Annotated in this window: 18 protein-coding genes; 13 read left to right on the top strand and 5 right to left on the bottom strand. The window is 34.5% G+C overall.

All coding sequences use genetic code 11. The annotated features are described in order from the left end of the window. Positions 1–149: 149 nt before the first annotated feature. The 8 genes from H033_RS0109110 (at position 150) to H033_RS0109145 (ending at position 9,798) form a co-directional block, all read left to right on the top strand. Positions 150–1,178: a response regulator transcription factor gene (locus H033_RS0109110; RefSeq protein ID WP_026838041.1), complete on the top strand. Its 1,029-nt coding sequence runs from the start codon at positions 150–152 to the stop codon at positions 1,176–1,178. Between the two features lie 222 nt (positions 1,179–1,400). Beyond that, positions 1,401–2,855 (top strand): hypothetical protein, encoded by a 1,455-nt coding sequence (locus tag H033_RS20945; RefSeq protein ID WP_051227852.1) that lies wholly within the window; start codon positions 1,401–1,403, stop codon positions 2,853–2,855. A 97-nt stretch (positions 2,856–2,952) separates the two neighbouring features. Beyond that, positions 2,953–4,614: a hypothetical protein gene (locus tag H033_RS0109120; RefSeq protein ID WP_026838042.1), complete on the top strand. Its 1,662-nt coding sequence runs from the start codon at positions 2,953–2,955 to the stop codon at positions 4,612–4,614. A 94-nt stretch (positions 4,615–4,708) separates the two neighbouring features. Next, the gene (locus tag H033_RS0109125) at positions 4,709–6,343 is read left to right on the top strand and encodes a thrombospondin type 3 repeat-containing protein (RefSeq protein ID WP_155827759.1); all 1,635 of its coding nucleotides are present in this window, start codon (positions 4,709–4,711) and stop codon (positions 6,341–6,343) included. Positions 6,344–6,872: 529 nt separating this feature from the next. Beyond that, on the top strand, positions 6,873–7,910 hold the full coding sequence (locus H033_RS0109130) for a M12 family metallopeptidase (protein WP_026838044.1): 1,038 nt from the start codon (positions 6,873–6,875) through the stop codon (positions 7,908–7,910). A 443-nt stretch (positions 7,911–8,353) separates the two neighbouring features. Next, a complete protein-coding gene (locus H033_RS19885) occupies positions 8,354–9,259 on the top strand; it encodes a M12 family metallopeptidase (protein ID WP_231367583.1) in 906 nt (301 codons plus the stop codon). Positions 9,260–9,403: 144 nt separating this feature from the next. After that, positions 9,404–9,583: a hypothetical protein gene (locus H033_RS0109140; RefSeq protein WP_026838045.1), complete on the top strand. Its 180-nt coding sequence runs from the start codon at positions 9,404–9,406 to the stop codon at positions 9,581–9,583. 5 nt (positions 9,584–9,588) lie between these two features. Then, positions 9,589–9,798 (top strand): hypothetical protein, encoded by a 210-nt coding sequence (locus H033_RS0109145; protein ID WP_026838046.1) that lies wholly within the window; start codon positions 9,589–9,591, stop codon positions 9,796–9,798. A 142-nt stretch (positions 9,799–9,940) separates the two neighbouring features. Here H033_RS0109145 and ggt read toward each other — a convergent pair whose 3' ends face one another. Beyond that, positions 9,941–11,647: a gamma-glutamyltransferase gene (gene ggt / locus H033_RS0109150; RefSeq protein ID WP_026838047.1), complete on the bottom strand. Its 1,707-nt coding sequence runs from the start codon at positions 11,645–11,647 to the stop codon at positions 9,941–9,943. A gap of 4 nt (positions 11,648–11,651) precedes the next feature. Continuing rightward, positions 11,652–12,245, bottom strand: coding sequence for an ACP phosphodiesterase (locus tag H033_RS0109155; protein ID WP_026838048.1), 594 nt, complete (start codon positions 12,243–12,245; stop codon positions 11,652–11,654). 283 nt (positions 12,246–12,528) lie between these two features. On the opposite strand from H033_RS0109155, the gene glmM reads away from it, so the two are divergent. Next, positions 12,529–13,914, top strand: a complete 1,386-nt coding sequence (gene glmM, locus H033_RS0109160) for a phosphoglucosamine mutase (RefSeq protein ID WP_026838049.1) — start codon at positions 12,529–12,531, stop codon at positions 13,912–13,914. Here glmM and H033_RS0109165 read toward each other — a convergent pair. After that, positions 13,911–14,822, bottom strand: a complete 912-nt coding sequence (locus H033_RS0109165) for a lysophospholipid acyltransferase family protein (RefSeq protein ID WP_026838050.1) — start codon at positions 14,820–14,822, stop codon at positions 13,911–13,913. The genes glmM and H033_RS0109165 overlap by 4 nt on opposite strands. Positions 14,823–14,876: 54 nt before the next feature. Between H033_RS0109165 and H033_RS0109170 the strand changes: the two genes are divergently transcribed. Both H033_RS0109170 and H033_RS0109175 read left to right on the top strand, forming a co-directional pair. Beyond that, positions 14,877–15,524, top strand: a complete 648-nt coding sequence (locus H033_RS0109170; protein ID WP_026838051.1) for a rhomboid family intramembrane serine protease — start codon at positions 14,877–14,879, stop codon at positions 15,522–15,524. 48 nt (positions 15,525–15,572) lie between these two features. Beyond that, entirely contained in the window at positions 15,573–16,259 is a 687-nt protein-coding gene (locus tag H033_RS0109175) for an SIMPL domain-containing protein (RefSeq protein WP_026838052.1), read from the top strand. Positions 16,260–17,798: 1,539 nt separating this feature from the next. Here the strand turns inward: H033_RS0109175 and H033_RS0109185 are convergent. Then, positions 17,799–18,914: a TlpA disulfide reductase family protein gene (locus H033_RS0109185; protein WP_026838054.1), complete on the bottom strand. Its 1,116-nt coding sequence runs from the start codon at positions 18,912–18,914 to the stop codon at positions 17,799–17,801. Positions 18,915–19,046: 132 nt separating this feature from the next. On the opposite strand from H033_RS0109185, the gene H033_RS0109190 reads away from it, so the two are divergent. Next, the gene (locus tag H033_RS0109190; protein ID WP_026838055.1) at positions 19,047–21,416 is read left to right on the top strand and encodes a hypothetical protein; all 2,370 of its coding nucleotides are present in this window, start codon (positions 19,047–19,049) and stop codon (positions 21,414–21,416) included. Here the strand turns inward: H033_RS0109190 and H033_RS0109195 are convergent. Continuing rightward, entirely contained in the window at positions 21,404–22,588 is a 1,185-nt protein-coding gene (locus tag H033_RS0109195) for a Pycsar system effector family protein (protein ID WP_026838056.1), read from the bottom strand. The genes H033_RS0109190 and H033_RS0109195 overlap by 13 nt on opposite strands. A 58-nt stretch (positions 22,589–22,646) precedes the next feature. Between H033_RS0109195 and H033_RS0109200 the strand changes: the two genes are divergently transcribed. Continuing rightward, a complete protein-coding gene (locus H033_RS0109200) occupies positions 22,647–26,375 on the top strand; it encodes a metallophosphoesterase (protein ID WP_026838057.1) in 3,729 nt (1,242 codons plus the stop codon). The last annotated feature ends 226 nt before the right edge of the window (positions 26,376–26,601 follow it).

Below are 26,601 nucleotides of genomic sequence, written 5' to 3' on the forward strand. Positions count from 1 at the left end.
CTATTTATTATGTAGAATACCCCATTTTTTTTACAACCCTATTATCCCATTCCCCCTAGAAATCCAATCGAACTATCGGTATGATCTCGAATTGCCCAAAATCTCATTTTTTACCTACGTGATTTATATATTAATACAAAATAAGAGGAATGAAGACGGAAAAAAAACTACTATTAATTATTAGTAATCAACTTAAGTTTATTACACAAATTAAAGAAAAACTAAGTGTTCATTGTGAAATAAGTTCGGTGAATTCACTTCATACCGGCTACAACATAGCCTTAGATCTACTTCCAGATATTATTTTGGTAGATCAAACTTCTTTGAGTTCAAAGAGTTTAAAGAATATTTCAAATTTCAAATCAACACATTTCCTTAATAAGTGCTGGTTAGTAATGTATGCCGATGAAGATTCCAGGAGCATTATCGAACAGATACATAAAAATGAAGTTAATGAAGTGATTTATAACTCCTGCACGGAATCAATTCTTTATAGTAGAATTTTACAGCAGGTACATTCAAAATTTTCTATCACAAATTATTGGAAAGACTCTTTTCTAGGCTTATTTAATTTATTAGTAAATCCTGTAGTTTTATTGCAGCAGGATACTATAATTGCTATGAATGATTCTTTTAAAGAAACATTTAAATTCGATGAGCAGGATATTGAAGATTTAAAACTAACAGATTTTGTGGATTGTGAAAACAAAACAAAAGTAAGGGCTAGTTTAAGGAATTTTGCCAGAGGAAAGCATATGAAGGCTGTAACTAGAACTTCCTTACAGTTGAAAAATAATAAAACACGTAATGCTAAAATTAGCTTTAGCAAACTTGATAGAATGCTACATGGCCAATTTATTATGATGATCCACTTTTTTGATGAAGCTCCTATGATAAAAGAAAAAGTTGGTAGTTGTTCTCAAAATGTTGAGAATTGTTTCGAAGAAAATTCCAATCTAGCAGAATTTAGCTTTACAAAAAGAGAAAAAGAAATTATTCAATTATTGTGTAAAGGTTATAAGACGAAGGAAATTTCTGACACCTTGTTTATATCGCCTAAGACCATAGAGAAGCATAGGGCAAATATCGTTAAGCGTACAAATTCTGATACGATATTGGAAAGTATCATATACGCTATAAATCATAATTTAATCGATTTACAGCATAATAAGGTATAAACTATAGTGTCCAAATATGGGGGAAATTCCCCATAGGTACAAACCTAGATATCCCTATATCTTTACTTTCGTCAAGAATGTCACCCCCAACTGCGCCTTTCTTGCTTGTTCATTTTACTCCTGTAATATCTGAAAATAAAGTATACGTACTACTCTATGTAGAGTAGTGTAAAATTTTTTATTAACCATTCTAAATATATTATTAATCTAAACTATTAAATCATGAAAAAGTTAAATTACTCTTTAAGTTTCATTGCAATAATTGCAATGCTTTTCACCTCCTGTAGCAAGGAGGAAACATCATCTACTATAGATGATACAGCCACGGAATCTGCAGTGCTTACATTTGGGGCAATGCTAGATAATTTGGCAAACAGGGCAATGAATAAAGGACATTTTGCTCAGGTGCCAGACTGTTCAGCTGCGGAGCCTGATATGGCTGAAGTTACTTTCTCATATCCAGGAAGTGCTGGGGATATAGTTGTCGAAGTAGGTATCTCTCAAGATGCCAGTGGATATTTTACAGAATATGACGAACTATTAAAAATTCCAATTGTACAAGGAACAGATTTTACAAAAGTTACTTTAAAGGGATTTAAAGTTTATGATTCTGCTGATAATTTAATTTGGATAGCCCCCGTTGCTCCAGGAAACTTCGCAGGCTATGTGGATAAACCACTTCCTTTTGATGTTGATGTCTATGCAGGTACAAAACCATATATAGATATAGAAGTTCTATGTTTTGATAGAAGACTAGTAAATGAATATGGTTATATTTTCTTTGATATTGAAGAAAAAGAATTAATCGAGCTTTGTCTTTTTGGAAATTTCTGTACTCCTTCAGGAAGACACTATGTGGCTAGTTTTAGCACCGACGTGTGGTTGTTGAACGATGACGGATCTAAAGGAACACAATTATACGATGGAGTAGTAAATAATTATGATTCAAGCGATTTATCTGCATCACCATTATGTTTAGTATTACCAGATGACTTGGATGAAACAGACACTTATTATGTTGAAATAACTCTCCTAGATGGTGGTGACTATGATTCAGGTAAAGTAGGTACTGTGGTTAAAACTTTGACCATAACAGATACTGGAGTAAGAGCATTCTTTAATAGTGATATGGCTACTCAAGAATATGCACATTTCTTCGTGGGTTGTGATGAAAATGATATTTTTGATGAACCAGGATCAGATTCTTACTTCGCATGTTTAAGACCTTTGAATAATTCTGGTGCAATCGCAATTGCTTCCTTAAGTTTAGAAGGTAATGCATTAAGTGTAGTTGTTTTAGGTACTGGGTTCAAAGCGGGTGAAATGCACCCACAACATATCCATGGTTTTACAGGAGCTGATGCAGGACAAAATGCAGTATGTCCTCCTAGCTCTGCTGGTGGCGCTGACGGTATAATAAGTCTTGAAGATGGATTACCATTTTATGGAGGTGTACAATTAGCCCTTACCTTAGAAGGTTCTGGTGATTTCCCAACTGCTGATGCCAGTGGTAGTTATTTCTATAGCAGAACATTTAACTTAACTGCTGCACAATTGGAGAATATAACTCCATTAGAGCAAATGGTTATTGTGGCACATGGAATTGTGGTAAATGGTTCTTATAGCATAACTACGCCAGCTGCCTGTAGTGAAGTAGATTCTTCTGGATCTCTTTAAAATTAATTAAGTCAGTATTATCTAATAATACTGGCTTTTTTCTTTCTTGAATTTTATTAACCATTCTAAATATATTATTAATCTAAACTATTTAATTATGAAAACTATCAATTATTATTGGAGCATTTTTGCGTTTGTCGCTTTGCTCTTTACTTCATGTACCACAGAAGAAACTGCTGTAGATACATCACCAGATGCTAAAAATTCTGCAGAGCTCACATTTGGAGCATTGCTAGATAATTTGGCAAATAGGTCAATGAACAAAGATCATTTTAGTCAAGTACCAACTTGTTCAGATGCTGAGCCTGATATGGCTATGGTAACTTTTTCTTATCCTGGAAGTGGTGGAGATAAAGTTGTGGAAGTTGGAATTTCAGAAGATTCTGATGGTTATTTCACCGAATATAATGAGCTATTGAAAATTCCTGTTGCTCAAGGTACAGAATTTACAAAAGTCACTTTAAAGGGATTTAGAGTTTACGATTCAAGTGACAATTTAATCTGGGTAGCACCAATAGCACCAGGAGATTTTGCAGGGTATATAACTAAGCCACTACCATTTGATGTTGATGTGTATGCAGGAACTAAGCCATATATAGATGTAGAAGTTTTATGTTTTGATAGAAGAGATGTAAATGAATATGGTTATCCATTCTTTGATCTGGTACCAGGTAAAATTTACCCACTTTGTTTCTTTGCTAACTTATGTGTAGGAGAAAGACACTTTGTTGGGGATTATACTTTAGATCTTTATTACGACGATGGTACAGGTAGAATCCAATTATATACTAGCGGTGATGCTAATGCAATGCCAACTACAGGCCTCGCAAACGGAAACTATTTTGCTAACCCATTATGTGTAGTAGTACCAGATAAGCCAGAAGGTTTCTTAGATTCTCAAGATTATTTATTTTACGTGATTACACCAAAAGATTGGACTGGAAATTACGGAGATGTAAATAACACTCCATTAGCCGAAGAAGGTTTAAGTTGGAATGATGTAAACGCATTATTGAATACAGATGGAGAAACAAATGAATATATCCATGTATTTATAGGATGTGATGATACCCCAGGTGGTGGAGACGATTGTGCTTCTAACGGAGGTGATATTGACGGAGATGGTGTTTGTGATGACATTGATGATTGCATAAACGGTGTTGGTGATGGATGTCCAGGCGGTGGAGACGATTGTACCGATAATGGAGGAGATTTAGACGGAGATGGTGTTTGTGATGACATTGATGACTGTATAAACGGCGTTGGTGATGGATGTGATAATGGCAACGGAGATGATTGTGACGAAACTGTTTTTGTGGGTAGTGCTACAGACGTTAATGCAATTCAGTTTAATGAGTTGCAAAATGGTCCAACCCGTTGGGGATTCATCTACAATTTTATTGCAACAGGTGATGTGACTACTAAAACTCTTGATATTTACGCAGGAGCAAGCACTCAGTATAACCTTAATAGCAATACTGATATTGGTGATGTAACCATTACTTACAATCAGTTAACTGATGAGATTACGGTTACATTTGACTTTGAAAATGCTAACAATGATCTTGGTACTCTTCACGTAAATATTTCTGAGACTGTACCAGGAGAAGGAACATTACAAGCACCGGGTAGTTATAATAACAATCGTGATGTTGAAGTAAATGATGGAGATTCTTTTACTTTCGATTGGGATGGTGATGACGATTTCTACATTGTAATCCATGGCGACGAAGCTTGTAAAGATGGTGGAAATGACTAATAAAAAGTTTTAATAAATAACCACTCGGTTAATCTTAATCGAGTGGTTTATTTAATTGAAATATTACTCAACACATTAATTTAAAATTTTAAAGATGAAAAAATATACGAATATATACGCGATGGTAGCGATTATAATGCTACTGTTTGCCAGTTGTAGTACAGAGAAAGTAGAAGGTCCTCTTGACGATACAAATTCTCAATTTACTACTATAACTTTTGGTGCACTGCTTAATGATCTTGCTAATAGATCCATGCAAAAAGGACATTTTGCTCAAGTTCCTATATGTGCAGATGCAGAACCTGCGGTTGCCGTTATTGAATTTTCTTATGGAGGTTCAGATTACTCAACCACAGTAGATATCTTATCAGATGCTTCTGGTTATTTTACAGAATACTCTGAAGATTTAAAAATTCCTGTTGCGTCTGATGGTTCTACAGTGGTTACCGTAACTAGCTTTATGGTATACGATGGAGATACTTCTGTTGCTAGTGATGCTTTTTACAGCGCGGTTAATGGAAATTTAATATGGATAGCTCCTAAGGGAGATGATGCTGAATTTGATGGCTATGTAGACGATGCTTTGCCTAAACTATTTGAAGTATTCCCAGGCACAAAACCATATTTTGACATTGAAGTATTATGTTTTGATAGAAGAGTGGTAAATGAATATGGATATGTATTCTTTGACATTGTTCCTAAAACAATCTATCCGTTGTGTTTATTTGTTAATTATTGTAACGAGGATGGAAGACACTGGGTAGCAGACTATGCAATCGATCTTTATTTTGGAACTGATGCTGACGGCATTCAGTTATACAGTAACACTAATCCTAATGCAATGGCAACAACTGGGGTTACTAATGATGAGTATTTTGCAGATCCACTATGTTTAGTTATTCCTGGTCCTCCAGCAAACTTAGATAATGATGATCCTTATTTGTACTTAGTTATTTATCCACAAGATTGGACTAACAGTTATGGTGATATAGATAATACACCAGTACCAGTTGCTTTATCTTGGAATATGGTTAATGAACTATTAAATGATGATGGAACAACTAACGAATATTTACACTTAAAAGTTGGTGAATGTGAGGGTGCTCTTGATGGTGATGGTACTATTCCTGGTGGAGGAAATGGTGGAAATGAATGTGATCCTGCAAATCCTGATGACGATTGCGACAATGATGGGGTTTTAAATGGAGTGGATAATTGTCCAAGTACTTCAAATCCAAATCAGGCAGATTTTGATAACGATGGTTTAGGAGATTCATGTGATCCTGATGACGATAATGATGATATTCTTGATGGCGATGAAAATGCTGGCTGTAAATTTAATCCAGACCCTAATTGTGGAGAATCATCTAACGCATGTACTATTTCTGCACGAAGCGGTTGTACAATGGGAGCTACAGATGGCACTTTATCGGATGTTTCAGTAGGTGATTTTATTGATATTTTGGCAGGAGATGCAACTATTGGTCAAGGATCTATAATAGTTGTTGATGGAAAAGTTAACGTGAGTGTTAGCCCGGGCCTAAATTTATATATCAGTGATTATGAAATAGAGTTGCAACCTGAGGGAGTATCTACTAGTGTAACGAAGTGCGCGGAAGGATTATCTGCACCCGACGGTGGTAACTCCGGAATTCAAACAACTGCATTCGATTTTGATCCGGCAGCAACTTATTCTATTAGAATTAAGGTAAATGTATGTGCTAGATAATTGTAAAAATTAGCTCTAGTGGGTTTGTCAACCGGGGGGATGACGATTTCGCTGAGTTAGTTTTATTGATCACCAATAGTTGTTTTAATAATAATTAGAGGTGTTAATAGAAGAGGCTGTCCGATTTATTTCGGGCAGCTTTTCTTTTGTTTCAAATGTTAAAGTTAAAAAAAAGTTAAAAATAAAATACCGTTTAACGTCTTTTTATGTATTTTAGCGATTGTTAATAAGAAACACTCATATCTCCCCCCTCATGAGTTGTTATTTGGTGTTCGATTCTAAAAAAGAAATTGAATCCATAAATTTTTACTAAAATTTGTTGGAAATAAATAATTAATATCATTAAGAGATATAAATAATAAAATTATTTGTAATTATAAATATCTGATGTTTAAATATTTATGAAGTGATGATGTTTTTTTTGGAACGAACTTTGAATAAATACAAACTCATAATAATTTGTTAATAACCAGAACAAGAATTATTTAATAAAAAGAACTTGTTCATTTAAATTTTAAAACCCCGATTTATGAAGAGATCAAATTTATTGTATTTACTGCCGGCTTTAGCTATTCTGTCTTGTAGTAAAGATGAAATCACCCCAAACACAGAAAAGCAATTAAATGAAATTAAAGAATTATCTGCAAACGTTGAAATGGCATATCCAGAGGACTTTGGTATGCTATCTGAAGTTTATTTTGCCGGCCAGAAAATTACGGTAGAAGAAATAGATGGTGATTATGTTTACGAAGGAGATATTATCTTCTCAAATGATATGATTACATCACAAGATGTAAAATTAGTTTACGAAAAAGGAGAAGTGCCTTCTCAACAAAAAAGTGTAGGCAGAACATCAGCCAGATGGCCTGATAATACAGTATATTATTCCATAGATAGTAATCTTCCAGATATGAATAGGGCTATAGATGCTATTAAACACTGGGAAGCCAATACCTCCCTTAAGTTTGTTCAAAGAACTTCACAATCCAATTATATTTACTTTACACCAGGTTCTGGATGTTCTTCTTATATAGGAATGATAGGTGGTAGGCAAAATATTACTCTTGCCAGTGGATGTTCTACAGGGAATACTATTCATGAGATTGGACATGCTGTAGGTTTATGGCATGAGCAGAGTAGAGTAGATCGTAGTAATCATATCAAGATCAATTATTCTAATATTCAAAGTGGGAGAGAACATAATTTTAATACTTACGAAGAGAGTGGATATGATGGAGCTGAGTTTACTTCAAATTTAGACTTTGGATCTATAATGTTATACAGTTCTTATTCGTTCTCTAATAATGGACAACCGACTATTGTAAAATTAGATGGGAGTACTTATAGTACACAGAGAAACGCGCTTTCTTCTGGAGATAAAACCGGTATAAACGCCATGTATCCTAGTGGAGATAATGGAGGAACTACCGAACCAAACTATATTAATGGAGAGTATTATACTATTAGCGGCGTTACTGTATTAAGATATAGTGACTCGTGGTATTACTATACAACTTACGGGTGGATAGCCGTGAGACTTTCTAATGGTTATTGGTTTTATGCCTAAATTAAAATTGATGCCTGAGAACTTTTAGTTTTCGGGTATCAGTTTTTAACCACCTGTGTAGAAGTGTTTACCAACTGTAGAATAACTTCTCACATTAAAATCAACTCGAATAACAATTCACAGCCTTTTCTATTACACCCTTATTTTTTTCGATTAATAAAATTGAGAGATAACTACTACAGCATCTCCCCATAAGTTTTGTATAGTTTTTAATTGAAAATATACCCCATTAAAAAACGTAATTTAATTTATTTACTGCCTGCAGTTTTATCAATGTCTTGCAGTGACGAGCCAATCAATGAGCTTGAAATAGAAACGGAAAGCGATAATTCTCAGATCTCATTTGATAATATTGAATTGGCATTTCCTGGCGAATCAGGGAAAGTAGATAATGTCTATTCGCAGGTAAGAAAATTCCTATACAAAACATTAATGGAAGTCTAGTGTATCAAGGAGATATTATATTCTTTAATGATATGATTACAGATAATCCAATAAAATTAGTTTATAATAAAGGAGAACAACCATCACAGCAAAAGAGTGTTGGAAGAACTTCAAGTTATTGGCCAGATAATATCGTTTTTTATGAGATAGATGCCTTGTTGCCAGATCAGGCTAGAGTTACAGATGCAATTTCACATTGGGAAGCCAATACCGCAGTTAAATTTGTGCAACGTTCTGGAGAATCTAATTATGTTTATTTCACACCAGGTTCTGGATGTTCTTCTTGTGTAGGAATGGTAGGAGGAAGACAAAATATTACGCTTGCAAGTGGTTGTTCTACGGGTAATACTATTCACGAGATAGGTCATGCTGTGGGGCTATGGCACGAGCAGAGCAGAGTAGATAGAGATAGTTATGTAACTATCAATTTTGAAAATATTGCATCAGGAGCAGAACACAATTTCCGAACTTATGAAGAAAGTGGTTACGATGGAGATGAATTTACATCAACTCTAGATTTTGGTTCTATAATGATGTATAGTTCTTATTCTTTTTCCAACAATGGGCAGTCAACTATTGTTAAACTAGATGGTAGTACTTATTCAGCTCAAAGAAGCGGACTTTCTACGGATGATAAGGCGGGAATTGACAGTATGTATCCAGGAGAAACTGGCGGAGGTGGTACTGTATCTCCACCACCAACAGAACCAGAACCAACCCCAACAGAACCGGAGCCAACTAATCCTGAACCTACAAACCCAGAGCCAACCTATATCAATGGTGAATATTATACTATTGCTGGTTTAACTGTTTTAAGAAAAAAAGATAAATGGTTATACAAAAAAGATAGAGGAGGCTGGCAAGAAGTAGAATTGATTGACGGTACTTGGTACAATGTGAATTAAATTCAGAAATATACTTATTTAAAACCCGAAACTTCTAGTTTCGGGTTTTTTAATACCTAAAATTGAGTATAAATTAAATAAGGACTCGTGTAAACTAATATGAAATAAATCTAAAGATAACCCCCGTTTACCCTCATTGTTTTTGTGGAAATAGCAAAACTGGTTCATGAGGTAGAAATAGATCCTTTGGGATTGGATACTAATAATGACGAGTTCATAGATACATGGAATACTTCTAATGGTCATAAATTGTTATTACCTGTTGGGAATTACACCTTGGAATATTTAGCAGTTACTATAATAGAGGTAAAGATTCCAAGATAATTTTAATGGCTCCCAAAAGAGGTGAGGAAGAAAATGCCATGCAGTATTATAATTTAGTAAGTAATTCTTTACTCATAGAATTTACGATTAGAGAAGGTGTAGAACATTACATTCCATTAGAAGCACTTTGTTTTAGGAGGGAGTATGCAATTGAATTTGGCTTTGTTTTTCTTTCTAATGAGGATACTAATCCATTTTATTTATGTTCTGATTAATTTTTTTATCTAATTGAAGCATATAAATATTACCCCCGTTTATTTCTTCACCTTCTTATTTCCTTTTGGTTTATTTCAATATGGCAGTAATTTTCTTGAAGTAAAAAAAATGTTAGGGCTTGTCTTTAGGATTATTTGAAGCCTAAAACCCTATTGCCGTATCATCCCCCCTTTTATCCGCCCCGCCTTCCAGTTTTCCATTTGGCAACTTCAATATAGCATCTACTTTACCCAAAATATGTGAATCTTTCTCATTTATTATGTATCCCTTTTCTTCTAAAGTTTGAAGCATTTCTTTATTGAAAGAGTTTGGTTCAAACCTAATTTCATCAGGCAGCCATTGATGGTGAAATCTTGGAGCATTTACTGCCTCTTGCATATTCATTCCAAATTCTGATACATTTAAAATAGTTTGTAAAACTGAAGTGATAATTGTTGAACCTCCTGGCGTTCCAACACTCATCCAAAATTTGCCGTCTTTTTCTACTATTGTTGGAGTCATAGAGCTTAACATTCTTTTTTCTGGAGCAATAGAATTTGCTTCAGCACCAATAAGTCCGAACATATTGGGTACTCCAGCCTTTGCACTAAAATCGTCCATTTCGTTATTCAGAAAAAATCCTAATTCCTCTACATATAGTTTAGAGCCATAAGCTCCATTTAAAGTTGAAGTAACAGCGATCGCATTTCCAAATTGATCTACAATAGAGTAATGGGTGGTTTCTAAACTTTCGTAGCCTGGAATCGTACCGTGTTTTAAACTATTTGAAGGTGTTGCTTTATCAAAACTGAAATTTTCCATACGTACATCCAGATAGCTATCACTCGTCAACTTCTCAACTGGAACATCATAAAAATCTGGATCACCCAAATAATAACTTCTATCTGCATAAGCCCGTCTTTCGGCTTCTGTAATAACTTGAATTGTTTTTAAACTATTATGACCAAATTCTTGAAGGGGGAATTTTTCTAAAGTTTTTAGGATCTGTGCCAATGCAACCCCTCCACTGGAAGGTGGAGCCATAGAAATAACTCTTAAATTCTTATAATTAAAAGTGATTGGCTTTCTCCAAACAGTTTCGTAAGATTTTAAATCTTCTAAAGTGATAATCCCACCATTATCCTGAATAAAATCGACTAGTATTTCCCCGGTCTCTCCTCCATAATATTCACTTCTCCCATTATCTGCTAACTTCTGAAGCGTTTTTGCGAGTGCTAAATTTTTAACAGTATCACCTGCTTTGAAGCTTTGGGTATATAAAGTCGATGTCTTATTAACCTGTCCAAAAAGTTCTTGATGGCTATTAAAACTTTTCGCCTGGCCTTCAGATACTACATATCCTTTTTTTGCCAGTGCGATAACAGGAGCTAAAATGGTTTCTATTGGAAGGGAACCTAGTTTTTCGTGAACAGAGAAAATTCCCGCAACTGTACCTGGAACTCCTATAGCTAAACTACCTAACTGACTTTTTTCTGAAATTGCATTTCCGTTTTCATCTAAATACATATCCTTAGAAGCCGCAAGCGGTGCTTTTTCTCGAAAATCCAGACTTCCTATTTCTCCATTAGCTTTTCTATAAACCATAAATCCGCCGCCACCTAAACTTCCGGCAAAGGGATAGCTTACAGCAAGTGCCATTTCTGTAGCAACCATCGCATCAAAAGCATTTCCTCCCTGCTTCATGATATCTGAAGCAATTTGAGAAGCTTCAGCTCTTGCCGATACAACCATTGCATTCTCTGTTATCAATCCAACTTCAGGCGCTGAAATGTTTTCAGAAATAGTTGGCGGAGCAGATTTGCAAGCCAAGAACAAACTGAATATGATAAGTAAAATGGATTTTCTCATAGGTTTAGGTGTAATTTAATTTCTGAATTTCAGCAGAAGAATATTTTATTATTTCATTGAAAAAGGCAGTGAATTCAGCTTCAAAAAGAGGATAATATATTTGCAATTCTTTAGTCGCAAATTGCATTTTTGATCTATTTTTTGTTCGCTGATCCATTTGATAAAGAATTTTCCCAATTCCTTCTATTGTTGCATAATTATATAACCAATTATCTTGGATCATATATGGCAAGAACTGCTGCACTCTTAATGGTAAGATTTCATAATTATCTTTCAGTAAATTATAAAAATTTTGAGTGTAATCAAATAGTGGAACTTCAGAATAGTCTTCCCAGTTCTTTGCCAAAAAATGATCGTATAAAATATCAATAATTACCGCACTGTAATGCCCATAGGCGTCAAATAATCTATGCGTACTTTTTCTTACGGTTGGATGCTTATCTGTAAAAGTATCTAATGCCCGATGCAAAATAATTCCATCTTTTATTTTTTCAGGGAAATGCTGAAATTTATTTCCTTTAATAGAGTCTGCAATAAAGTTTCCTATTGTTAATTCTTTGATCTCCTGCGAAAGGTAAATATGTGCGAGATAATTCATCACCACAAGGTAGTAAATCAAGAATCTTGGGGCAAGCCCACAAGATATATAAAGGAAAATTCTATAAAATATTTCGAGGTACCCCAATAATTATCGGGACGGGGAATCTGCCCAGCCGGTCAGGCGGGTTAAACCCTCAATGAGGGATTAAAGCGAATTCCTGTTTAATTTATGTTAACATTTGGGGAAGACCTATCTAGCCATGTATATTTGCTAAAATTTACTTTTCAAATAAAATAACCTACTAAGAGGTTACTTCAGAAGACACTTAATAAAAAATAATATGAGTTTAATAAAATCAATTTCAGGAATTAGAGGAACAATAGGAGGGAAGCCATCAGAAAATCTAACTCCTTTAGATGCAGTAAAATTTGCAGCCGCTTATGGTACCTGGCTTAAAAATGAAAATACAAAACCAAAATTAAAGGTTGTAATTGGCCGTGATGCACGAATTTCGGGATCTATGATCCAGCAGCTGGTGATGAATACGTTGGTAGGCTTGGGAATAGATGTTATAGATCTCGGTCTTTCTACTACACCTACCTTGGAGATAGCTGTTCCTTTAGAAAAGGCAGATGGCGGGATTATTCTTACTGCAAGTCATAATCCTAAACAATGGAACGCTTTAAAGCTCCTGAATAATAAAGGGGAGTTTTTGAACGGAGCAGAAGGAATTAAGATTTTAAATTACGCCGATAAAGAAGATTTCGTGTTTTCGGAGGTAGATGATCTAGGAACGATTACGATTGTAGACGATTATATAGATAGACATATTGAAGAGGTTCTTAAACTGAAGCTTGTGGATGCTGAGCTCGTAAAGAAAGCTAAATTTAAAGTAGTTGTGGATGCAGTGAATTCTACTGGAGGTATTGCTATTCCTGCTCTTCTCAAAAAAATGGGAGTAGAGGTAATAGAACTATATTGTGAGCCTAACGGGCATTTTCCTCATAATCCGGAACCTTTAAAGGAACACTTGGGAGATATTTGTAAGTTAGTTGCAAAAGAAAAGGCAGATCTGGGGGTCGTAGTAGATCCAGATGTAGATAGATTGGCCTTTATAGACGAAAAAGGGGAAATGTTTGGTGAAGAATACACCTTGGTTGCCTGCGCAGATTATGTTCTCGGTAAAACTCCTGGTGATACGGTGAGTAATTTATCTTCCTCTCGAGCTCTTAGGGATCTCACCAATAAACACGGGAATACCTATAGAGCAAGTGCAGTTGGAGAAGTGAATGTTGTGGAGTTAATGAAAGAGAGCGATGCCGTAATTGGAGGTGAAGGTAATGGCGGAATCATCTACCCCGAATCTCATTATGGGCGTGATAGTTTAGTTGGAGTTGCTTTGTTCTTAACTTATTTAGCAGAAAAGAAAATGACTGTTTCTGAAATAAAGAAAAGCTACCCGATGTATTACATGAGTAAGAATAAAATTGAGTTAACTCCAGAATTGGATGTAGATGCTATTCTTGAAAGTGTAAAAAACAACCATTCATCTGAAGAAATTTCTACGGTAGATGGTGTGAAAATAGATTTTGCTGAAAATTGGGTACATCTAAGAAAATCTAATACTGAACCAATAATTAGAATTTATACTGAAGCAAAATCTCAGGCTGAAGCAGATTCTCTAGCACAAAAAATGATAGAAGAAATTAAAGCGTTAGTGGCTTAGTTTCTAGGAAAAATTGTGGCACCATCTGGGATGGGAGCATCTTTATGTTTCCATCTTTTATGTGTCCAAAGATAATGTTCTGGCTTTTCTTTAATTTGTTTTTCCAGTTCTGTTAGAAATTTATTGGTGATCTTAAAGGGAGGTTCTTGTCCGGCTTTATCGGTTATTGGAATAAAGGTAGCTTCATAAAATCCTCTTTTTTTCTTTTCCACATGAAGATACATTACCGCCATATCTAAATTTGAAGCTAATTTTTCCGATCCCATATAAATAGGAACAGTGACGTCCATAAATTTAGTCCAAGTTTTTGCTTGTCCCAGTTTTGGAGATTGATCGGCTACTATGGCGTAAACTCCTAAAATTCCTTTGTCCTGATTGCTTTTTATAGTTTTGCTAGCTTGAGAAGATGTGATTAGTTCCCCATCAAAACGTTGGCGAATATCTTTAGCCATCTTGTCGAAATATGGATTTTGCACCTTTTTATAGATTCCATATCCTCTATAGTCTAATCCATAAAGTTGTAACGCATTTACCCATTCGTAACTTGCATAATGCCCACATATAAGGATGATACTTTTATTTAGATCTCGTATTCTCCGGATCTCATCAATATTCGTAAAGGTATACCGCCTTTTTAACTCATTATTTGGAATAGAAATACTTTTTACCATCTCAAGGAACATATCACACATATGCTTGAAAGATCCTTTACTAATCTCTTTATACTCTTTTTTAGATCTATTAGGTAAGGCCAGTTTCAAATTACTGATCACAGTTTTTCTTCTGTAACCAACTAAATAAAAAACGATAAAAAATACGAGGTCTGAAACCTTATAAAAAAGCCAGAATGGGAATTTAGAAATTATCCAAAGAAAAGGGTAGACTAACCAAAAAACTAATCGCTGCATCAACAAAAAATTTAGGCAAATATATGGTATATTTGGCACTAAACGTAAGTATCTATGGGAGATTTAAGCTTGATAACTATTTTTATCATTGCGGTAAATGTTTTAATTTCATTTAAAGGTTTTAAAGACCGAGCCTTTTTTGAAAAATATAAATTTAATGTTGGCGATATTAAAGCCGGAGCGAAATACCAGATCTTTAGTTCTGGATTTTTACATGTAGATACCTCTCATTTATTTGTGAATATGCTTACCCTTTATTTTTTTGCTAATGTGGTGATTAATTATCTTGGGTCCATTGGTTTTATAATTGTGTATTTGGCAAGTTTGATCTTAGGAAATCTACTTAGTTATTTCTTCCATAAAAATGATCTCAATTATACGGCTGTAGGTGCTAGTGGCGCGGTAATGGGAATCCTGTATTCGGCAATTCTCTTAAGGCCAAATATGATGTTAGGTTTATTTTTTATTATCCCGGTTCCAGCTTATGTTTTCGGGATAGGTTACCTGCTATATACTATTTACGGGATGAAAAAGCGACTTGGTAATATTGGGCACGATGCTCATTTTGGTGGTGCAGTAGGAGGTTTTGTATTAACCTTGGTGCTTGCTCCGTGGATCTTTGAGCAACATTTACTAATGGTAATTCTTCTTGCAATCCCTATTTTAATTTTGTTCGTTCTTCAAAAAGCAGGAAAGATATAATGTGGTATTCTTCTTGTAATGTCTATAGAAATCTAAAGCTTTAAAAATATGAAATCAATTTTAATATTATTTGCTGCCTTGGGAACCTTTGCGGTTCAGGCACAACAGATCAATAACATTACTCCAGCTGTTACAGTTAATGGTGAAGGGATAGTGAAAGTAATTCCAGATGAGGTGGTTATAAAATCTCGAATAGAGCATGATGGTGATAACCCTCAAGAGGTAAAAAAACAAAATGATGCTGTGGTAGATGCGGTTATCAAATATTTGAAATCTGAAGGGGTGCCGGAAAAAAACATTCAAACCGATTATGTGAATTTGAACAAAAACTATAATTACGACAATAAGACCTATAGTTACGTAGCAAATCAGGCTATTTCTATTAAACTAGATAATTTAAAGAATTACGAGAAGATCATGAGTGGCTTGCTAAAAGCTGGTTTAAACAGGATTGATGGGGTACAGTTCAAATCTTCTGAAATGGAGAAATATATGACTGAAGCTAGAAAAAAGGCAGTTTTAAATGCTAAAAATAAAGCTTCAGAATATGCTTCAGCTCTAGATCAATCTATAGGGAAGGCTATTAGCATTAGTGAAGTTCAAACCAATAATTTTCCGCCTATGTATAGAATGAACGAAATGAAAATGAGCTCAGATTCTGCAGAACAAGAAACTATTGCGCCGGGAGAAATGGAAATAAACGCACAAGTTACAGTGGCGTTTGAATTGAAATAATTCTTGTTTTTTTGAGATAAAAGTAAAAAGGCTTCTGATTTTTCAGAAGCCTTTTTTATTGTGTCTTTGCACTTTCATTAATCCTGATAATTACTGCGACAGATCGAGATTGGTTTTTTAAAATTTGATTCTGTCACATTGAGTCTTCGACATGCTCAGACTAAAATGTGCTTTTCAATTTTGATATTGTCATTCTGAACGAAATGCAATGGAGTGAAGAATCTCTAGACCCTAAAGAGATTCCTCTCCAGAAAGCTTTCAGGATGGAATGACATTTTTTGTAATTGTCACATTGAGTCTTCGACATGCTCAGACTAAAATGTGCTTTTCAAATGGAAATAAGCTAACACTACCATTGCCGTATTTTTCATTGCCCCAGATAAGAGACCCTGAAACTAATTCAGGGTGACGATACTTTTTTAATTGCCGTCATGCTGAACTCGTTTCAGCATCTTTCATACGTCAATTTCCTACACTAGATGATTTTTTATCACGGGTCTCAGCTGGACATTTAGTTCTTTCACATTGAGTATTCGACATGCTACCATTGACGTAATTCCAAGAATCTGGATTACACTCCCTTTGGTCGGTAATGATTTGTTTAATATTTGAGATTGTTCATTTTTTTCGCTATGCTTTCCTCTCGCTTCACTCGTCGGAAGCAATCAAAACGAACCAAAAACCCGCCTGAGCGGACGGGCAGGGCTTCGAAAATTTTACGCTGGGGAAGCACTACACTGCAAAAAAGAAGTTCTTAAAACAATAAATCTGCTGAGAACCATCATACGTCAATTTACTACGCTAGATTTTTTTTATTATGGATCTCAGTTTGACATTAGTTTTGTCACATTGAGTCTTCGTCAGGCTCAGACTGACATTAGTTTTGTTTCATTGAGTCTTCAACATGCTCAGACTAAAATGTGCTTTTCAATTTTGATATTGTCATTCTGAACGAAATGCAATGGAGTGAAGAATCTCTAGACTCTATAGAGATTTCTCTCCAGAAAGCTTTCAGGATGGAATGACATTTTTTGTAATTGTCACATTGAGTCTTCAACATGCTCAGACTAAAATGTGCTTTTCAATTTTGATATTGTCATTCTGAACGAAATGCAATGGAGTGAAGAATCTCTAGACTCTATAGAGATTTCTCTCCAGAAAGCTTTCAGGATGGAATGACATTTTTTGTAATTGTCACATTGAGTATTCAACATGCTCAGACTAAAATGTGCTTTTCAAATGGAAATAAGCTTACACTACCATTGCCGTATTTTTCATTGCCCCAGATAAGAGACCCTGAAACTAGTTCAGGGTGACGATACTTTTTTAATTGCCGTCATGCTGTCCCGACGCTTCGGGAGTTTCAGCATCTTTCAATCGTCAATTTCCTACGCTAGTTTTTTTTTATTATGGATCTCAGTTTGACATTAGTTTTGTCACATTGAGTCTTCGTCAGGCTCAGACTGACATTAGTTTTGTCTCATTGAGTCTTCAACATGCTCAGACTAAAATGTGCTTGTTAAGATTCGAGAATTACAATTATTTCTCTATTAACTCTTTCACCTTAGCTTCTAATGCATCGCCTCTAAGATTTGTAGCTACAATAACCCCATTTTCATCCAACAAGAATGCTGCAGGAATGGCTCTTACATTATATAATTGTGCAACCGGATCATTCCAGAATTTTAAATTAGAAACCTGGTTCCAAGTTAGATTATCCTCTTCTATAGCCTTTATCCATTTGTCTTTCTGGCCTTCTCTGTCTAAAGAAACCCCTATGATATTGAAGCCTTTATCGTGATATTTATTGTACACTTTTACTACATTAGGATTTTCTACTCTACATGGCTTACACCAAGCAGCCCAAAAGTCAATTAAAGTAACTTTACCTAAAACATCTTTAAGTGCAATTTCTTCACCTTGTGGATTTGGAGCGGTAAACTCAGGAGCTTTACTACCTATTTCGGTAATGCTTCGTTTATCTAAGTTTTCTTTTAACATTTTAGCAATTGAAGTTTGCTTTAAATTTTCAGAAAGCCCTTCATAAAGTTCTTTTACCTCACTTGCAGGAGCTCCTACATTGATCATATCTGAAAGAACTAAAAGCGCCACAAAATTTTCAGAATTTTCCTTTGCTATCTTTTTCTTGTAAGCAAGGTCGCTATTTCTAAGTCCTTCTTCTTCCTTTTTTAGATTAGCAATTGCAGAGGAATCCCGACTGGTTGTAGCTTGAGCACGAAGGTCGGTTCTAATTCTCATCACCTTTGTATTTAGCTCTTTAATATGGCCTAAATAATCATATAAAATCTTGTTTTCTTTTCCACCTTTAACGGTGGATGTTGGAAGACTGTCTTTATATACTTGGAATTCTATAGGTTCATTTTCTGAAATAAATAAAACACCTCCTTTAGCTCCGTCAACATTTAAAAAGTTTAAATTAGAATTTGTAACCTCTGGCAGATCTAATGTAAATTTTTCATCTTTTACTGCAACAGAATCTATTTTTGTAGGCTGATTATTTGCATCTAATTCCGATAGATAAATCATTTTTCCGTCTTCAACATTTTTGATATCCCCCGAGATGGAATATCCTTCTTTTTCCTTGTTGCATCCAAGAATGCTAAGTACTGCTATAGCTGCTAAAAGTCTTTTCATTTAAGTATATTTTAAGCAAAAATACATAACTCACCTTGGATAGTTTATATAAGTTTGTAAAAAAATGTTAATTTCAAGGGCAGATAAGTAGCGCGCTAAAAGAAATAGTAATTTTAAGCTTCAAACAAGATTATGAAAAATCAGCTTCAGGATTTTCCTTTAGATATAAAAATAAGTTTCCATAAGATTATAGAAGAATACAGGAACCTTTTAGATGAGGAGCAAAGTAGTATTTCTAAAGAATATATGGTAAAAGTTTTAGATTATGTTTCTTCCTTTCCTAAACTGGAAGAGGGAATCGATGACCCTAACGACTTGAATAAATTTAAGGATGTAATCAAGATCTTGTTAGATGAACTTTTTCCGAAGATTTTATCAAAAAATGAGATCAAGGCAGCTTCTTTGCCATTTCATAATTTGATCTTTAATACCTCTGCGCGATTTAAAAAAATTCTTGAAAAAGCAGGGGACGATTATGAGCTTTCCATGCGGAATCTGGATGAAGATATGTACTATATATATGGTTGTATCCTTATTCTTAATCATCATTACGGTTATAAGATAGATTTTTCTAGGCCTTTATATTATGATATTCCAGATGAAACAGGAATTTTAAAGCATTATAAGATCGCTTTAAATGCGGATTTTATTGATATTGAAAAAGGGGAAAATGCAATAGATATCTCTGAAGATGATGTAGATCTTTTAATCCAAAATATTGATGACGTAGAGTTTTGGAAAAAGAAATTTCCGCCTTTAAGTTGGATCTTCAAAGGTTTCGTTATAGTTAATTTAACCGATGTAACTGTAGACGATGCGATCTCTGATCTAAAAACAACACTGCTTCACAAAGAATCTTCAAATGAAGAAGAATTATTGAAATTTCAAGAAATCTTTCAATCCATTTATAGACTTCCAGACATCCGGGTTGGTTTTACAGTATTCAATAAAGACAGGATGGTCTTTGAACGAATGGATAACCAAGATTCTTTTAGTTTTATACTTAATGATAAACTTGAAAGCGAATGTAAAACGAGTGTTTGCAATGAAACTTTTAAAAAAATAATAGAAGAACAAACATATTTTGCAATTACCAATGTAGAACGTTATGCAAAGGAATCGAATAACAATTTGTTGTCAAAAAATCTTCTGAAGAATAATGTGATGAGCTGTATTCTGGCTCCTATTGCTGTAGAAAACAAGGTATGGGGTATTTTGGAATTGGTTTCTTATAGAAAGAACGAATTGAACAGTATCAATGCAATTAAACTGGACGATATATTACCGTATATAGTTACCTCTGTAGAAAGGAATAGAAGTGAGTTCGAAAATAAAGTAAAAGCGGTTATCCAGAGTGAGTGTACTTCTATACACCCAAGCGTATTATGGATATTTGATAGAGAAGCAAAACAATTTATTAAAGATCTAAATAAAGATGGCTTAGCTTCCATTAAGGATATAGCCTTTAAAGATGTGTATCCGCTCTATGGTCAAATAGATATTGTTGGTTCTTCTGATGCTAGAAATTCTGCGATCCAGGACGATCTGATGCATCAGCTGGAAGAGATAGAGCATATTATAGATATGGCGTATCAAATAGAAAACATGCCAATTTACGATCAGGTAAGATTTAGAATTACTGACTTTAAAGATGATCTTAAGGATACTTTAAATGCTTCAAGCGAACAAAGGGTTTTTAATTTGCTTCAGAAAGAAGTTAATCCGTTGATGGAACATTTAAGTAGCCAGTCGGGTGAATTGAAAAAATTAGTAGATAATTACCAAAAACAATTAAATCCTGAAACTGGAATCATCTACAATCATCGTAAAAATTATGATGATACAGTGCAGCGAATCAACAGGACAATGGCCAGATTACTTGATAAAAAACAAGTAGAGGCTCAGAAAATATATCCACACTATTTTGAACGTTATAAGACCGATGGAGTAGACCATAATATTTATATTGGAGCCTCCTTAACCAATAATAAGCCTTTTAATGAGGTGTATTTATACAATCTTAGATTATGGCAACTCGCCACGATGTGTGAGATGGAAAACAAATTCTATCAGCTACAATCAAACACCCCAATTCAATTAGATGCTGCTTCTTTAATATTGGTGTTTAACAGTACTTTGTCCATTAGATATAGAATGGATGAGAAGAAATTTGATGTGGACGGCACTTATAATGCACGTTATGAGATCATAAAAAAACGAATAGATAAGGCTTTTATTAAAAACACCGAAGAGCGAATTACTCAAAAAGGGAAGATCTCTATTGTATATTCTCAAAGCAGTGATGAGCGAGAATATTTAAGGTATATTAAATACCTTCAGATAAAGCAATATCTTGGGGATGAAGTGGAATTATTGGAATTAGAGGATGTGCAAGGAGTAATCGGTTTAAAAGCGATCCGGGTAAATATCTTATATCACCCGGATGATAATGCTTTTGAGAAAGCGATCAATTATGATGGCCTTATAGATCATTTAAGATAAAAAGCGACAACAAAGCTTAATACAGAAGCTATAATTCCTACCATAAATACGGTATAAGTAAGTCTTAGAAGCATGTATTTTCTATGCAATACTTTTCCTAAAAGAAACAGGTCTAGCATAAGAGATTCATATACATAATCCTTGTCCTTAATTATTTCGTTAATTCCCCATTTAAACTGTTCGAAGGGCATTTTATGAAAATTCCCAAAAAATAATAGATTCACATCTCTACTTTCTACTTGTTCTTTAGTGAACTCCCCTGTGGTTACATTTGGTCTGGTAGACATAATAGATAAAATAATAGAAGCTACACTAAAGATTACCAAGATCAAGGTTGGGATCAATAAATGCTTATTGGTAACTGCATCTAATTTTGGGATGATATTCGCTAAGGCAAGTGAAATGATAATGGCATTTACAGAAAGCAAAATGTTTGCTTTTGTATCTGCGATATCACTTAGCTTTATATGGTTTCGAAGTGTTACCCTAAATAAACTCTGAATACTTCTCTCTGGATTATTGTTCTTATATTCTGCTTTAAGACGTGCTTTAGTTTCTTCTTTCTTTAGCTTTTGAACCTTTTTTGTCTGTTTTTCTAATATTTCTGAAAGATTATTGTCTTTACCTTCTTTCCATTCCACTGAAGCATACTCGGTAAAGTATTGATGCTTATCTGTAAACAAAGTAACATTCTCGGCTAACCATTCTTCAGTGGAATAATTATGTATGTTTAAAAGTTGTAATTCCTGCCTTAACAGCTCACTGGTTTCATCAAAATAATCTTTAGCTATATGAGAACAGTCTGCATCTCTAATAATTTTTTCCAATTTAGTTTCTGGAACAGTTTCAAATTTGGTTGCCATAATGCATTTTGCTACTTCATCTATGGTCTCTTGATCGGCATTATTTTCCTCTAAAAATTGAGTAGCAATTTTCACACTTTCTTCCTCGTGACCTTCAAATTTTACAGTATATCCAGTGTCATGAAGCCAAGCAGATAAGAGCAATACCCCTTCTTCTTTAACATTTATTTCCGAATTCTCAATTAATTCTTTAGTACTTTTAACCACCCGCTTTGTGTGGCTATAATTATGATATATATATGTATTTGGAAGTTTTTCCTTAAATAAATCTAGGACAAATTTATCTGCCTTTTTTACCAATTCTGTCATGGAAATAGTTATTTAATATGGAGCCAAATTACCAAAAAAAAATGCCTTTTAAATTTTTATGAAAAAAAATAACATATTTCTAACTTTAGTCGCCAGTTTGTTATTTTTTGGATGTGTTACCTACGATCCGAAATATAGAGTGGGAGAACCAACGGAAAATTTTGATTATCCTAAAGACAAGAAAATTGAGAAATCTTTTTATCTTTTGGGAGATGCTGGGTACTCACCTCCAGGAGGAAGTTCTGAAGGATTGATTGCCCTTAAAAGTTATATGGATTCTGTTAAAGTAACAGATAACTATACTATTATTTTAGGAGATAATATTTACCCCGTGGGGATGCCACCAAAGGATAGCCCGTTGCGCGAGGATGCCGAGTATAGATTGGATGCTCAATTAGATGCATTCGAAAAATATGAAGGGAAGGTAGTTGTTATTCCTGGTAACCATGATTGGTATAACGAGGACATAAAAGGACTAGAGCGTGAGAGAGATTATTTGAAATCTAAATTGAAAGATAATTTGATCTGGGCTCCAAATACCGGATGCGGTATGGATGTAATCGAGATTTCAGAAAATATTCAGCTTATAACTTTAGATTCCCAATGGTACTTGGAGGATTGGGATAGGCACCCAACTATTAACGACGATTGTGCCCAGATAAAAACTAGAGAAGCTTTGTTTTTGGAACTTGCTTCAGAATTACAAAAAAATCAGAATAAAACAATTATAGTCGCATTGCATCATCCATTATATACTAATGGAGTTCATGGCGGACAGTACGAGTTTACTAGACACATTTATCCTTCACAAAAGAAAATCCCTATTCCTATACTTGGATCCTTAGCTGCTTTAATAAGAACCAGTGGGGGAGTCTCTATTCAAGATGCGCAAAATGAAAGGTATAAATCCCTTGTAAAAAGATTGGAAACGATTGCACAAGGTTCAGAAAGACTAATATTTGTCTCAGGGCATGAGCATTCTTTACAATATATAGAGCATGACAGTGTGAAACAGATTGTATCTGGATCTGGCTCTAAAGGATCTTATGCTGTTTTAAGTAACGACGGTTATTTTGCATATCCAGATCAAGGTTTTGCTGTTTATGATGTTTTTGAAGATGGCTCTTCATGGGTTAGTTTTTATGGGAATGAAAATAACAAGGCTAAATTATTGTATCAGAAAGAAGTTTTTTCTGCTCCAAGACCCTATGATGTTTCTCACTTACCAACAGAATTCCCTGAAACTATTATTACTTCAATTTATAATGAAGAGGAAACAGAAAAAACTGGATTATACGAAAGTGTTTGGGGGCAGCGATACAGAGATCTATATGGAACTCCAATATCTGTAAAAGTCGCGAATTTAGATACATTATATGGTGGTTTAAAACCTGTAATTAAAGGAGGTGGGCACCAAACAATATCAGTTAGATTAGAAGATAGTTTAGGTAGAGATTATAATATGCGCCGTCTTAAAAAGAGTGCTGTACAATTCTTACAAGCTGTAGCATTTAAGGACACTCCAGTACAAGACCAGTTAGAGAATACAATTGCAGAGAATGTGATTCAGGATTTTTATACAGCTGCACATCCTTACGCATTTCTCGCAGTTCCAAAACTATCAGATGCCATTGGATTGTTCCATACAAATCCTAAATTATTCTATGTGCCTAAGCAAAAAGCCTTAGAAGAATATAATTCAGATTTTGGAGATGAATTGTATATGATCGTAGAAAGACCAGAAGATGATTGGACTAATATGAAGTCTTTTGGAGAGGAAACGGAAGATATTCTAAGTACTTCAGATATGTTAGAAAAGTTGAGGAAGGACGAGAAATATTTCCTGGACGAAAAAGCATATATCAAGGCTAGAATTTTTGATATGCTCATTGGCGATTGGGATAGACATCAAGATCAATGGAAATGGGCTGAAGTAGAAACGGCTGAAGGGGATAAACGATTTTTACCTATTCCTAGAGATCGCGATCAAGCTTTTTCGAATTTTGATGGCGCATTTTTTGGAACCTTAAGAGGTCTATCTGGATTTGCAAATCAATTCGCTGTGTATGGTGATGATATTAAAGATGTAAAATGGTTCAATACCGCAGCTACGGGAATGGACAGAACACTAATTCAGAATGTAGGAAGAGAAGAGTGGATAGAACAAGCTGAATTTATTCAGAAGAATTTAACCGACGAAATAATTGATGAGGCGTTTTTAGAATTACCAGAGATAACAAGAAACGAAACGACTGAATTTATTGTAAAAAGCCTGAAGGGAAGAAGAGGGAATATTGTAGATATCGCTAAAAGATATTACGATTATATGGCGAAATTGGCCATAGTTACGGGAACAGATAAAGATGATTTTGTAGAAATTGAGCGTTTAGACCAAGGTAAAACTCGAATAACTATCTCTAGGATCAAAGATGGGAAAAAAGCAGATCTGGTAAGTGATAAGACTTATAATAAAGCAGATACAGATGAAATTTGGTTATATGCCTTAGATGATGATGATGTAATAAATATAACAGGAGAAGTAGATGAAAATTTGATCTTTGTACGAGTTATTGGAGGGCAGAACAATGATATTTATAATGTTGAAGAGAATAGCGGTAGAAAGGTTAAGATCTACGATTATTTAAGTAAACCTAGTACTGTAGAGTCCAAAGGGAAAGCAAAAATCCGGTTTAGAGATAACTACAATCAGAATACATTTGATAAAGATAAGAAGACGTTTAAATCTGGATCTTTATTACCAGGCTTTGGCTACAACCCAGACGAAGGAATTAAAATTGGCTTGAAGGTTGTTTCTACTGTGAATGGTTTTAAGAGAAATCCATTCACCACAAGAAATACTTATAGTCTAGGTTATTATTTTGCCACTAATGGTTTTGATGCAAGCTATGAAGGTGAATTTGCTCAAATTTTAGGGAATTTTAATTTATTGATTGGTGCTAATTTTTCTAGTCCTAATGCCTCAAATAATTTCTTTGGCTTCGGAAATGAAACTTCAAATTTTGTTGATGATCTGGATTACGACTATAATAGGACAAAAATAGGAAGAGCCGGAATTAAATTTGGCTTCGCTAGAAAATCACCCTTCGGAAGTTATTTTGGATATATGGCAAATTTTGAAGGAATCAAGGTTGATGATACTGAGGGTAGATTTATTTCTGAAGAATTTATGCCTAATGATCCAGATTTTTTTGAAAGAAAATTCTTTGGTGGTTTAGATGCAACTTATAGATACGAGAGTTATGATAATAATTTGAATCCTACACGAGGAATGAAATTTGAATTGAATGGAGGAGGAAAATTAAATCTTGAAGATCTTGAGAGACATTTTGGATATATAAAACCTTATCTGGGCTTTTATAATTCCCTTTCAAAGAACAGAAAACTAGTTTTAAAATCTCAGGTACAAGCACATTTTAATATTGGAGAAAACTACGAGTTTTACCAAGCCGCTTCATTAGGTGATGATTCAGGATTAAGAGGTTTTAGACAACAACGTTTTTCTGGTAAAACAGCCTTTGCGACTGGAGCAGACTTGCGTTATAGCTTTAATCAATTTAAGACCTCTTTCTTACCATTCCAAATTGGAATATATGGAGGATTCGATTTTGGAAGGGTTTGGACAGAAGCGGGTGAAAGCAAAATATGGCATGACAGCTATGGAGGAGGACTTTGGATTAATAGCGCTGAAGCATTGAGTGCTAAGTTCAGTCTCTTTGGTAGTGAAGAAGATATGAGGTTTACTTTCGGATTCGGATTTAAGTTTTAAGCGCTATTAGTTGAATTTACTTATATCCGCAAACAGTACAAAAAGTTAATTTTAATATGCCATAGCCGAATATGTCTTTGCCCCAGCCCTAAAGGCTGGTCATATTCTCGAAATTTTGAATAATTCTAAAATTTTGCTCCCTTTAAGGTCGGGGGAAACAAAAATTTTGCGTTTTTAAGTTTAGAATATCCATTAGAACGCAAATTGGATATGCATATAGAATTAA

The organism is Gillisia sp. JM1, assembly GCF_000424645.1.
GTDB lineage: Bacteria > Bacteroidota > Bacteroidia > Flavobacteriales > Flavobacteriaceae > Gillisia.